At 38.9% G+C, this 13,985-nt stretch carries 7 protein-coding genes; all 7 read right to left on the bottom strand.

Translation table 11 applies throughout. The annotated features are described in order from the left end of the window. Window positions 1-14: 14 nt before the first annotated feature. Entirely contained in the window at window positions 15-1,208 is a 1,194-nt protein-coding gene (locus tag HW278_RS10345; RefSeq protein ID WP_178977755.1) for a pyridoxal phosphate-dependent aminotransferase, read from the bottom strand. Between the two features lie 91 nt (window positions 1,209-1,299). Next, window positions 1,300-2,523, bottom strand: coding sequence for a peptidase T (pepT, locus tag HW278_RS10340; protein ID WP_009419357.1), 1,224 nt, complete (start codon window positions 2,521-2,523; stop codon window positions 1,300-1,302). Window positions 2,524-2,564: 41 nt separating this feature from the next. Further along, complete coding sequence (gene lptB, locus HW278_RS10335; protein ID WP_009410048.1) at window positions 2,565-3,308, bottom strand: LPS export ABC transporter ATP-binding protein; 744 nt, start codon at window positions 3,306-3,308, stop codon at window positions 2,565-2,567. Between the two features lie 6 nt (window positions 3,309-3,314). After that, on the bottom strand, window positions 3,315-3,968 hold the full coding sequence (locus HW278_RS10330) for a hypothetical protein (RefSeq protein ID WP_009410049.1): 654 nt from the start codon (window positions 3,966-3,968) through the stop codon (window positions 3,315-3,317). Window positions 3,969-3,976: 8 nt separating this feature from the next. After that, window positions 3,977-4,786 (bottom strand): twin-arginine translocase subunit TatC, encoded by an 810-nt coding sequence (gene tatC, locus HW278_RS10325; RefSeq protein WP_002671220.1) that lies wholly within the window; start codon window positions 4,784-4,786, stop codon window positions 3,977-3,979. A gap of 550 nt (window positions 4,787-5,336) precedes the next feature. Beyond that, window positions 5,337-12,446 (bottom strand): gliding motility-associated C-terminal domain-containing protein, encoded by a 7,110-nt coding sequence (locus tag HW278_RS10320; protein ID WP_178977754.1) that lies wholly within the window; start codon window positions 12,444-12,446, stop codon window positions 5,337-5,339. 210 nt (window positions 12,447-12,656) lie between these two features. Next, a complete protein-coding gene (gene glyA, locus HW278_RS10315) occupies window positions 12,657-13,931 on the bottom strand; it encodes a serine hydroxymethyltransferase (protein ID WP_009410053.1) in 1,275 nt (424 codons plus the stop codon). Between the last annotated feature and the right edge of the window lie 54 nt (window positions 13,932-13,985).

The following is a 13,985-nucleotide window of genomic DNA, read 5'->3' as shown; positions in this document are numbered from 1 at the left end:
GGAATTAGAAAATCTTAATGTTTGTTGTATTCCTTTAGAGCTTCACCTAATATGTGAATAGCTTTTACTATCTTCTCCTTCTCGAGTACATAAGCTATACGCACTTGGTTGCGCCCTAAACCTTCGGTAGCATAAAAACCTTCGGCAGGAGCTAACATTACCGTTTCGTTATTTACTGAAAAATGGTCTAAAAGCCATATACAGAAGTCTTCTGCATTTTCTACAGGCAATTCGGCTATACAATAGAAAGCCCCCTTAGGCATCGATACACGTACACCTTCTACTTTTCGGAGTTCTTCAATGAGCACGTTCCTACGCTGAGTATATTCCTTTAATACCTCTTCAAAATAAGTTTCGGGTACATCAAAAGCGCGTTCGGCTCCTATTTGTGAATAAGTAGGGGGAGACAAGCGGGCTTGAGCGAACTTCAAAACAGACATCATCACGTCCTTATTCTTAGAGACTACCCACCCGATGCGTGCTCCACACATACTAAAACGTTTAGATACCGAATCTATCATTATAGCATTTTGTTCAATGTCTTCTACTTGCATAATGGAATAATGGGTAGCACCATCATACACGAACTCTCGGTATACCTCATCGAAAATAAGGAAAATATCGTGTTTTTTAGCTATTGTTGCCAATTGCAAGATTTCTTCTTTAGAATACAAATAGCCTGTAGGATTTCCGGGGTTACAAATGAGAAAAGCTTTGGTTCTAGGAGTTATCTTTTTCTCAAACTCTTCTATAGGAGGTAAGGCAAAGTTATCATCAAAAGAAGACGTAATAGGCACACACACTGCATCAAAGGCTTCTGAAAAGCTAATATAGTTCGCATAGTAAGGTTCTGGAATGATAATTTCATCATCGGCATTAGCAACAGTAGCAATTACATAGGTAAGAGCTTCAGAACCTCCACAAGTGATGATAATATCACTACTTTCTACCTTAATATCGTGTTTTTTGTAGTATTCCACCACCTTTTCTCTAAGAGAATCGATTCCCTCACTTTTGGTATATTCCAATACCTTAGGGGTAAAATCTTTGACTGCTTGTACGGCTATTTCAGGGGTTTTAATGTCAGGCTGACCAATATTGAGGTGATAAATAGTCTTCCCTTCCTTAGCTGCTTTTTCAGCGTAAGGGGTCAGTTTTCTAATGGGTGACTGAGGCAATATTTGCGCTCTATGTGATATTGTAGGCATTTTTTTTAATTATTAATGGTTAATGAAAAATTAGCAAATTAGCCAATTTGTCAATTAACACATTGGCTAATTGATAAATCGGCTAATTATATTATTTTTTTGCTACTAATTCAGCAATGCGAATAATCACTTCGGTAGCTTTTTCGAGGTTTTCTACAGGTACAAATTCGTATTTACCGTGGAAATTATGTCCGCCTGCAAAGATATTGGGACAAGGCAATCCCATAAAGCTAAGTTGAGAACCATCGGTACCACCGCGGATAGGTTTGGTAATAGGAGTAATACCTAATTCTTTCATCGCACGTTCGGCTACTTCCACAATATGCATCACAGGTTTGATTTTTTCACCCATATTGTAGTATTGGTCTTTTATTTCGGCTACTGCTACATTAGGGATTTGCTTGTTAAGGTCGTCTACAATTTGCTGTACTACGGCTTTGCGTTTGTTGAAAAGGTCGCGGTCGTGGTCGCGGATGATAAGCTGTACTACTGTATTTTCTACATCTCCAGAAATATCGGTAATGTGGTAGAACCCTTCGCGACCTTCGGTGCGCGCTGGAATCTCATCGGCTGGTAATGCATTGATAAACTGAGTAGCTACGAGCATTGAGTTTATCATTTTGTTTTTGGCAGTACCAGGATGCACGTTCTTTCCTTTGAAGTGAATTTTAGCTCCTGCTGCATTGAAACTCTCATATTCAAGTTCGCCTATTTGTCCGCCGTCCATTGTATAAGCCCAGTCGGCAGCGAATTTTTTGACATCGAATTTATGAGCTCCACGACCTATTTCCTCATCAGGGGTAAAGCCTACGCGTATTTTTCCGTGTTTGATTTCGGGGTGTTGCACGAGGTATTCCATAGCGGTTACGATTTCAGCAATACCAGCCTTATCGTCAGCTCCTAAAAGGGTAGTACCATCGGTTGTGATAATGGTATTGCCTTTGTAGAGCAACAAATCCTCAAAATAAGAAGGTGATAACACTATATTTTGTTCTTTGTTGAGGACAATATCTCCCCCATCATAATTTTCTATAAACTGTGGATTTACGTTTTCACCAGAGAAGTCAGGTGATGTATCGAAGTGAGAAATAAAACCAATGGTAGGCACTGGGTAATCTACATTCGATGGCAACGTAGCCATCACGTAGGCGTTTTCATCTACAGTTACGTCTTGCAAACCAATGGCTTTCAATTCTTCTACCAATAGGTTTGCCATATTCCATTGTTTTTTGGTGCTAGGAGTTGTTTCGCTCTCAGGGTTGGACTGAGAGTCTATTTTTATATACTTAATAAAACGGTCTACTAAATTTTTCATTATATTATAGTTTTTAGTTATTTCTTCTTATTGTTAATTGGCTAATCTTCTAATATTTTCTTGCGTCTCAATTCAAAGTTTCTTCCAAGGTATACTTTTCTTACCATCTCATCAGCTGCTAATTCTTCAGGCACTCCTGATTTGAGGATTCCTCCCTCGAACATCAAATAAGTGCGGTCGGTAATGGCTAGTGTTTCCTGTACATTGTGGTCGGTGATGAGAATACCTATATTCTTGTCTTTGAGCTGTGCTACAATGCGTTGGATATCTTCCACCGCTATAGGGTCTACCCCTGCAAAAGGCTCGTCGAGCAAGATAAACTTCGGACTGGTAGCCAAAGCACGTGCAATTTCTGTACGACGGCGTTCTCCCCCTGAAAGCAAGTCTCCACGATTTTTACGAATATGTCCTAAGCCAAACTCTTCTATCAGCTCATCGGTTTTGCGTTGTTGTTCTGCCTTAGAGAGTTTGGTGAGTTGCAGGACACTTTTGATATTGTCCTCAATACTCAGCTTTCTAAATACCGAAGCCTCTTGTGCCAAATACCCAATACCGCTTTGAGCACGTTTGTACATCGGATAACTGGTGATTTCGGTATTATCCAAAAAAATAGTACCACCGTTGGGCTTGATGAGTCCCACTATCATATAAAAGGAAGTCGTTTTTCCTGCTCCGTTAGGCCCCAAGAGTCCTACGATTTCACCTTGGTTTACTTCCAGCGAAACGCCTTTTACTACTTTTCTTCCTTTGTATATTTTGATGATGTTATTTACTACTAATTTCATATAATCTTAAAACGAAAAGCGATAAGGCATTTCGTTGAGTTCTGTTTCTAAATCTACCCAATCGTGCACTTCGGTTACGATACTGTACACCATCTCTTCGGTAAGCACTTTCCCTTCGTAAAGGTCGGTAATGGTTTGTTCACTCATTACTTCTTGCAAGAAGCCTTCGTCGCCCAAGTATTCCACTGCCCATTCTTTGTATTTCATAGGGTCAGTAGAAATATACTCAAACTTATCGATGTGTTCTTCCACAGGGAAGTTCTCTACACATTGCCACGTTTCGCCATCTAAAGAGTATATCACGAAAGGAATATCACTTTCTGAAAAGTTTTTACGATAGTACGGCAAGAACACCTTCGGGATACGCTTCTCGAAGTCGTGATTATCGCCTCCTTTGCTATCTTCGGCGCTCGAAGAGGGAACGATTAAGCAGGCTTTATCAATAAAATAAAACGACAGCGACGAACCGTCTTCATCTTCAAAGCCGTGCCCCCATTGGGCTTCATAGCCTTCATATTCTTCTTCATTTACTTTGTAGTAGGTGTGATAAACTTCAAACTCGTGACCACAAATAATCCAATCTAATACGGCTTCGCCTTTGCAAAGCTGTTTCAACGTTTTCACGTTGGGTAGGTGCTGTAAGTAGGTATTACAATCCATTAAAAATATTAAATTACCTTGTTTTGTTCTTTTTTTAAGACGTAAGCTGAAATAAAAATACTTATTTCGTATAAGAGCATTATCGGTATCGACACGATAATTTGGCTTACTACATCAGGAGGGGTTATAATTGCTGCAATGATAAGCACTACAATGACTGCGTGCCGGCGATATTTTCGCATAAAAGCAGGTGTTATCACTCCTAATTTGGTAAGAAAATAAACAACAATAGGTAGCTCAAAAATAATGCCACACGAAATGACTGACGAGCGTACTACCGAAATATAAGAGTTTAAATCTATTTGGTTTCTCACTTCGGGACTTACTGAATAAGACCCTAAGAAATTCACTGATAGTGGGGTGATGAGATAATAGCCAAACAAAACTCCTATAAAAAACAGCAAAGAAGCAATGAGAATAAAGCCACGAGCCAACTTGCGCTCGTTTTCATATAGTGCTGGACTGATGAATTTCCACACTTCATAAAGCACATAAGGAAACGCGAGAATCACTCCTGCCCAAATAGACGTCCAGATATGAGCTGAAAACTGCCCTGCCATTGTACGGCTTTGAATTGTAAAAGGCAATTGTTCAGCACAAAAAGCACTTTCAAATCCAAAAAGATGACCTATCTTACAGAACATTCTGTAAGTAAAGAAATCGCCATTCTTAGGAGCAAAGATGATTTGGAAAATAAAATCCTTACACACAAACGCTACCACACCCACTGCTAAAACAGCTATAATAGCACGTATCAAGTGCCAGCGCAAGGCTTCCAAATGGTCTAAAAAGGACATTTCATCTTGTGATGATTCCATCGTTGCTTTGTTGTTTTTATCTTTTATAACAAATTTGATGGTGCAAAGATAATAAATAATTCATAATTCACAATTAGCAACTAACTTTTTTAACTTACCACCAGTAATACCAGAAATACCAATAATCATCTTTGCCAGAGGTCGTAGCACGATGGGCAGGTGAATAAAGTAGTTGGACTTTTTAGACTTTCCGGGGAAGCTCGGAAAGACTCAGTGCTATCGAAGAAAAACGAAGGATATCAGAAGTGAGAATTCAGTCAAAAGGTAAAAGATGAGAGGTAAATTGGGTATGCTTAGCTTATAGAAAGCTTATAGGAAGCTTGAACGAATCTTGGAAGATAGATATACAAAGGATATATAAAAAATTGATACTGAATAATTAAGAGTGAAGAAAAAAACGTAGTTTTGAGGGCAATAAAACGAAAGAAAAGAGAAGAGAAATTAGATATGAGCTACACAAACAATGTGAGCCACACAATATACTATGCAAAAAAGGCTGTTCAGCGAAATGCTGAACAGCCTTTTTTGAGGTTCTTCTATTTATATAATGCTATTTCTTAATGTATAACCAACCAACTAAAGATTCTTTGTTGTTATTACTATCATAATACTCTATCACGTAATAATACGTTCCTTGTGGGAGCTTATCGGCTTGTTCGATAGTTACACGTCCGTTAGAGATGCCTCTAAACACGCGAGTAACATTGTCATAACCTTCGGTCTCGAATACTTTCACACCCCAACGGTTATAGATACGTACCACATTGTTAGGGTAACGCTCAATGCCACCGATATGAAAATAATCGTTTTTGCCATCGCCATTTACCGACATACCATTGTACGGCACTATCTTGTTCACTACATCGACAGTAACAGTAGCTGAAGCACAACCATCGGTGTTGCAAAGTTTATACACAAAGGTATCAGTGCCCTCAAAATTAGTATTTGGACGATATTCTATAGAACCATCTACATTCACAACTACTGTACCGTTAGCAGGGGTGGCTACCACATTAGGAGTTGTTGCTCCATTAGGGATATCGTTACCCAATACATTCACCACTACTGGAGTATTGATAGTGGTTGTAGAACGATCATCTACTGCTATTGGCAATACTGGGGTGGTGCTTGTGGTTGTATCACTCACTGTTACCACAATACTTGCGGTGCTACATACCGTAGGACTTGCTACGGCGCATATAGTGTAGCTTATCGTATGGATACCCACAGGAGTGTTTGGTGCTACCGTAATCGTTCCATTAGGGTTCAAGGTGAAGCCCGTAGGAGTTGCTGTATTCCAAGCAAGTGTTACAGAACTGATACTTGGATTTGGTACACCATTGAGTTTATCGTTAGTAAGAACGCTTGGCGTAGTACCACCTACAGTGCTTGTAATCGTAGTTACCCCATCGTTCACTGCTTCAATAGTCGTTGGCGTTACTACAGTAGGAACAAACACTTTTACAGTAGCTGTGGCTGTTGCACAGTTATCAGGGTTCAAACGCTCACAGATGCTGTATACTATCTCATAAGTACCCGATTTAGTACCCGAAGGTACCGTAACAGTACCATTGTTGTTGAGCGTAGGCGTTTTAGTCGCTCCTACTACATCGGTGGTGGTAGTTACTACGGTAAGAATCACATCGACAGTGGTTGGAGTTTTAGTGCCGAGTTTATCGTTATCTAATACCGTACCGGTGGTAATTGTTGTGCTAGTACCATTGGTTATCGTATAAGTATCAGCTTTAGCAACAATTGGCGTACTGCCTACTTTTATAGTAGCTGTGGCTGTTGCACAGTTATCAGGGTTCAAACGCTCACAGATGCTATACACTATCTCATAAGTACCCGATTTAGTGCCCGAAGGTACCGTAACAGTACCATTGTTGTTGAGCGTAGGCGTTTTAGTCGCTCCTACTACATCGGTGGTGGTAGTTACTACGGTAAGAATCACATCGGTAGTGGTTGGAGTTTTAGTGCCGAGTTTATCGTTATCTAATACCGTACCGGTGGTAATTGTTGTGCTAGTACCATTGGTTATCGTATAAGTATCAGCTTTGGCAACAATTGGCGTACTGCCTACTTTTACAGTAGCTGTGGCTGTTGCACAATTATCAGGGTTCAAACGCTCACAGATGCTATACACTATCTCATAAGTACCCGATTTAGTTCCCGAAGGTACCGTAACAGTACCATTGTTGTTGAGCGTAGGCGTTTTAGTTGCTCCTACTACATCGGTGGTGGTAGTTACTACGGTAAGAATCACATCGGTAGTTGTTGGCGTTTTAGTGCCGAGTTTATCGTTATCTAATACCGTACCTGTGGTAGTTGTTGTGCTAGTACCATTGGTTATCGTATAAGTATCAGTTTTGGCAACAATTGGCGTACTGCCTACTTTTATAGTGGCGGTGGCTGTGTCGCAAACGGTTATACTATTTTCGGTATGACAGATTTTGTACTGAATAGTATAAGTACCCGATTTAGTACCTACAGGGACTGATATTTTACCTGTAGCGATATCAAGAGTTGGTACATTAGTTCCTCCAGTAGCAGGGGTTACTATCGTAAGCTGTACATTGCTTATAGTAGCTTGTATACCTCCTACTCTATCATTTTGCAATACATCAATCACATCATTAACTCCATTGCCTCCATTGATGATACCCGTATGCGTATCGTCTACAGCATCAATTTGCAATACTTTGATAGTGCTTGTTTTGGTAACGGTGTTGCCTAATGGGTCTTTACCTACAAAGGTAATAGTTACTATCGAAGTGTTACACCAATCCGTCGGTTTCACCGCAGTGTAGTTGTGGGTAAGGGTAGCCGTACCACAAGTATCGGTAACTGTAGCTTGGTTGAGCCAATTGCCTACAGTTGTTGCTATGTTAGCATCATCGCAAGCAATGGTTAAAGGTGCTGGTACAGTAAGGCTTAATGTATTGCTATAGACTACATTCACTGCTGCACGGAGACTTTCACAACTGCCATTTCTCTGAGCTACATAGTAAGTACTACCCGCTACCAAAGGTGTTGTATTTGCTAGAGGTGTTGTGCTGGTAGCTGTAGCATACCATACTATATTAGCACCTTGCGGTTGCAAGGAAGCTATGGTGGCATTACTACAGAAAGATTGGGTAGTTTGGGTAACTGTAGGAGTGGCAGGACGCTGCAAAAGTGTAAAGGTAATAGGAGCCTTTTCACTCACACATTTCCCAATATCGCGAAGGGTGTAGTAATAATTGGTAACAGCATTAAGAGCTGTAGCATCTGCTTCCTCTACATATTTATTTTGACCATTAAGTGTATAGATTTTCACTTCATTACCCTGCAAGGCTACTTTCAAATCCCCTATAGTAGCATTGCTATTGCACAATGATAAAGAGACTGGCTGTGCTAAAGTTTTACCTCCTAATGATTTTGAAAGGTATATCCTTTCTTTTCTACTTTCACAAGTATCTCCTGTGTTTTTTATAGTATAGAAATATTCCATACCTGCTGTCCAATCTATATTATCATTGTCATTAACTTCCATAGATAGAACAGCCTGCTGAGAGTTTGTCTTTAATCTTTTATAGATTTTGATATTATTTCCTGTTAATTTAGCTCTTATAGTCGATACTTTATCTTCTTCACACACACTTATAGCTACCGAAGTAGCTATAGCACGATTAATATCGGCTACAACGATGATTTTCTGTTTAGCTGATTCACATTTTCCTGCTTCTTGCAAAGTATACGAAAAACTATCATTATTCAGATATATTTTATCAGTAGGTTTTACCTGAGGAATATAATTAGGTCCAAAACTTCGATACAATTTAACTGTCTTACCTGCATACTTCGCTTGAAGGTAATTCATTACCACAGCATAAGTAGTATAATAAGATAGATTTTCCACCTCGTAATCACAAACTGTTACACTCTCTACTGGAGGTATGGGAGTTACAGGGGTAAGGGTGAGATTTATGTTAGCCGAAGGTGTTTCACAAGTGCCCACTTTATACGTATAAGTATACTGGATGCCTGTTTGTAACACATCATCGTTAGAAAGTAGGGTTGTACCCTTATAAACAGCTACTTTATTTACATCGGAAGTAGAAGGCTTAGCAATTTCTTTCTTCAAGTCGGTTATGGTAGCTCCTTCACAAAGTGTTATGGTTTTATCACCTTTAGAAGATGAGGAAAGACGCGTGATATTCACTTGTGCAGGAGATGAAAAACAGAAACTATCGCCTACGTGTTTCCCTTTTATGTAATACTGATTATTCCCTTCGGATAGAGACAGCGATGGAGCGGTAATTCTATTCGTTTCATTAATTGCATCTGCGGAAGTAGGATACCACTGAAACTCAAAGTTATTACCAAATATAGATGTTGTTATACCTGCGTTTGTATTTTTAATAATCGTTTCGAGTTCAGTCAATGTTTTGGTAGCTTCACAAACATTTATACTTGTGGCAGGAATTCCTTTATAAGTTTTTACTTCTAAAGTAGCTTCCGTTTGTGTAATCACAGAACCACAAGCTGATTTTATGCGGTATATAAAAGTATGTTTCCCTACAAGTGCCGGACTCATTTTAATCATATCTTTTATACCCACATAATCCATTTTGGTAGTAGAAATCAATCCATCCTTATCAATTATATCGTAAGAAATGCCACTTTCAAAAGAAGTAGGAACGTTTTTAAACAGCTTATTTACATCGTAAATGTTATTAACACTATTATTTGTTTCGTCTAAACACTCCACTCTATTAACCGCTACAGGAGCTTTATAAGTTTGGCTATAAGGAGCGTGAGCATTGAAACGAATAGTGTCAAAACCATTGAGATTTTGCTCTATACAGTTTTTTACATTAGGGTCGGTAATTTGAGTAAGTGTTAGCTTCAAGCTAAAAGTATTGTCGAGATCGGCTTGAGTAAGGTTGTTTATAACAAGTTCATTGTTTGTACTCAACACCGTTGTAGGCTGATCGTTGCGATACCACTGATAGCTAACGCCACTTATTTGTGGCACTGATAGTACTCCTTTAGAGCCCACACAATAGTAGTCTTGACTTTTCTGTACAGCAAGAGGTGCAATTTGTGAAAGAGTCTCTTCATACACTTTCCCTTTGCCACAAGAATCTTTTACCAAAAACTTATAGCGAGCCTGAGGTTTAGAAGCATCTATATTGATAAAGAAATTGTTATTGGCATTATTTTGATACACAGCATTCGTAGTGCTACCATCTATCTCAGCTTCCGATAGTTCAAAAGTATAAGGAGGCACTCCCCCTTGTGGAATAATGGCTATATGATATTTTTGAGTCCCCCCTATTGCCGAGCAATCCATACGTACTCCTTTAGGCTGTTGCATTTCACCTTCGGTAAATTCGTGTTCAGCTACCACACGGGTACATTCTTTAAATCTATTTCTACTATCGGGTTGTATAATGCGTAAGACGCGATATTTGCCTTGTTGAGGATTCGGGATATTGAACTCAAATCTATCTCTTCTCGCATCAAGAAAAGTATCTCCTCCATAATAACCATAAGTAACCGATGCCCATCGGTTTTCTTTAGTCTCATAGCGTTCTAAAATATACTGTATTCCCTCTGTAAGCGAATAAGAAGTATTTCTTTTCACTATCAATTTAGGATTACAACCGTCTTGCCATTCAAAGGTAGTGCTCTCAGTACCTCCGGTTTGCACTTTTAGAGTTTCTGTTTTATTACACGACCCCGACCATCGCACATTGTAAACTCCTGCGGGGAGCTTTATTCTCCACTGTTGTGCTCCCAATCTATAGGCTTCAGTAATATCGATAGGCAATGTAACAGGCATTAAGGCACTATAGTCGGCAAAGCGACTATCTTTTTCATAGGAAATAATTTCGACTTTGGTAATGGTACCATCGGCAATACTTCCCCTTTGGAGTACAACTTCTTTCCAAAGAGAATTATCATCGGGAGTTCCCGAAGGACTACTACAAGTAGCATAGGTTTTAGCCTCTAATGTAAAACGTTCTTGACTAGTAGCGTAACCTGTATAACTGAGGTCATTAGTAGTATTCGTACATTCGTCTACCACTTTAAATTTGTAATTACTACCTTCTTCTACAAACTTTGCAGGCAATAATGTTTTTTTACCATCAGCACTTTCAAAGAATTTCACCCATTTGTTTTGCAAATGAGGATTAGAAGTCGTTATTTTATAAAAACCCGCCGCCTGATAATCAAATCCTGCAGGAGCATTTTCTAACACTGTATAGAAGTTCTTTAAAGGTTGTACATTATTACTATTAGTAAGAACAAGTTTTTGATTTCTACATCCAATAGCAAAATCATCTTGAGCAGTACCTATCCCTATCCCTGTAATAGGCAAAAAAACCTCTTTTTCAGTTTCAGGGATAACATTCTGTTTGCCACAAATAGTATAACTCCCTTTAAGTTTCCATTTGCCCGCCTCATAAGGAATGTTGTTGTTAGAAAGTTTGAGAGGTCTTAGTGCGAAACTATTGCTACTCACATTAAAAGTATCTTCTAACTCTTGCTGGTTATTCACCACAAAAGAGAAGTGATACACCTTATTAGAAGGAGAAGTCATCTCAAAAGTAAAAGCAAGTGGATAAGGAATCAAGTTCTTTTCAACCATTTCTCTTGCATCTTTCACGTAGAGTTCCGAGGTAAACGAAACCATATAAGGACAGTCGGCTTTAGGCGAGAAGCCACTGTGATTAGTAACCTTGAAGAACCCTAATCTTTTGGTAACTTTGTAAGTTTGAGTAGAAAAGTTACCACCACTGGTACCACAGGCATCGTACACACGCACTTCATAGGTAGCTCCTTCTTCTACATCTTTAAATATAGGAGAAGTTTGATTTTTTATCTCTACATTATTTTTGAGCAAAGTAAAAAATAGGGGATAACTGTTATCAACTGAACCTCCTGCCTTTCCTTTTTTAGTATCTACATAAATAGCCATTTTGCCAGTACACACATCGGCTACACTACTCAATTGAAAATCGACATGTTTGGTAAGCTTCTCTATTTTTACTTTTTGTGTATAGGTTTTACTACTGTCATTCTTGTTAACCGCTTTTACTTCGTAGGTACCCGCATCTAAACTAGTATAAGAATGTCCTGCCAATTGCTCAAAATTGCCATTAGGCTTTTTGAAGAAGAAATTGTAATTGGCATTATCATCACCCACCATATTCATATGCACTGCTCCTGAGTGTGCACACCATTCATGTTCGACACTGAGAGAAAGTTTGAGTTGAGTATTGGGGGTAATTACATAATATCGCTTATTAACATCGCGATTGTCCAACGATTGATAAGCACAATCGCCGTTGGTAGCCCTAAATATAAAGCTCTGCTCAGTAGTTACCTTCCCTACTGGAATCTCAATAGTGAGTTCCTCAGGCATACCTGTGTAAAGTTTACTATAAGCAACACCAGTTGCCTTATCTATAAATGAATAGGTAGTTCCTTTCAGAGGGTTTTTAATGAAGAATGAAGCATTACTGTCTTTGGTTACTTCTTTATGGTAATAAATACGGGTTCTTTCCAACCCTTTTAATACGTTTTCATCACACGACTGTGCTTGTCCTTTTACAAATAGAAATAGTAAAATAAATAGCGATAACTTAATAGTTAAATGTTTGTACATTTTGAGTTTTATAATTGTTTCGTTAGTGATTTTCGGGGTGCAAAAGTAGGGAAAATTTTTCACATACAAAATATTTTGAGTAATATTTTCTTTTTCTTCTCAACTATTGTTACTTTTTCTACGAAACTGTACAACAAAAAAGCTCTTACTAAGTCCTAAAAACTTAGTAAGAGCCTATGTTTATACTTTATATAAGTAGCCTATAATTTACTAATATGCAAACAAAGGTCTGTCTTCCATAAACATATTTACTTCTTCTGCTATTTCTTCAAGCACTTCATCATTATCTCGATTAGTAATTGCACGGTCTATAAAGTCGGCAATGCGTTCCATATCAGCTTCTTTCAGTCCACGAGTAGTGATTGCTGATACTCCCACCCTAATACCACTAGTTACAAAAGGCGAGCGAGTATCGAAAGGTACCATATTCTTGTTCACAGTAATATCTGCTTTACCAAGGGCTTCTTCTGCTTCTTTACCACTTACATCTTTATTGCGCAAATCAATAAGCATTAGGTGATTGTCAGTTCCTTTAGAAATAATATCATAGCCTTTTGCTAAAAGTACAGATGCTAATTTACGCGCATTCTTTTGCACTTGTATAGCGTAATAGAGAAAATCATCAGAAAGAGCTTCGCCAAAGGCTACTGCTTTTGCTGCGATGATATGTTCCAAAGGGCCTCCTTGGTTACCTGGGAATACCGCACTGTCTATGAGTGACGACATCATTCGCACTTCTCCCTTAGGAGTCTTTATACCAAAAGGGTTCTCAAAATCTTTACCCATCAAGATAAGTCCTCCTCGAGGCCCTCGCAGTGTTTTATGAGTAGTAGTAGTTACAATATGGCAATACGGGATAGGGTCGTTCAAGAGTCCTTTGGCTATAAGCCCTGCAGGGTGTGCTATATCAGCAAAGAGGATAGCACCTACCTTATCGGCTATTTCCCTAAAGCATTTAAAATCGATATCACGAGAATACGCCGAAGCTCCTGCTACTATCATTTTAGGGCGCTCTCGTTCCGCTATTTCTAATATATTGTTGTAATTGAGTCTTCCTGTTTCCTTTTCTACCCCATAAAATACGGGCTCATACAATCTACCTGAAAAATTCACAGGTGAGCCGTGTGTAAGGTGTCCACCGTGTGAGAGGTCGAAACCGAGAATTTTATCACCTGGTTTAAGACAGGTAGCATAAACTGCCGCATTAGCTTGCGAACCGCTATGAGGTTGTACATTGGCATATTTAGCACCAAAAAGCGCTTTAGCGCGGTTAATAGCTATTTGCTCTATTTCATCAATTACTTCACAACCGCCGTAGTAACGCTTACCTGGATAACCTTCAGCATATTTGTTAGTCAGTACCGAACCTGCTGCTTCCATTACTTGGTCACTCACAAAATTCTCTGAAGCGATGAGCTCAATTCCCAACTCTTGGCGCTCTCTTTCGTCTTCAATTAGTTCAAAAATATCAATGTCTCTTTGCATATTAAAATTATTTAATGTTTAATACTCTTCTCATTGCTTCTATTTCTGGGCAAA

This window comes from Capnocytophaga sp. oral taxon 902 (assembly GCF_013394735.1).
Classification (GTDB): Bacteria; Bacteroidota; Bacteroidia; order Flavobacteriales; family Flavobacteriaceae; genus Capnocytophaga; species Capnocytophaga ochracea.
The sequence above is the reverse complement of the archived record's forward strand: the minus strand, read 5'-3'. Positions and strand labels throughout refer to the sequence as shown.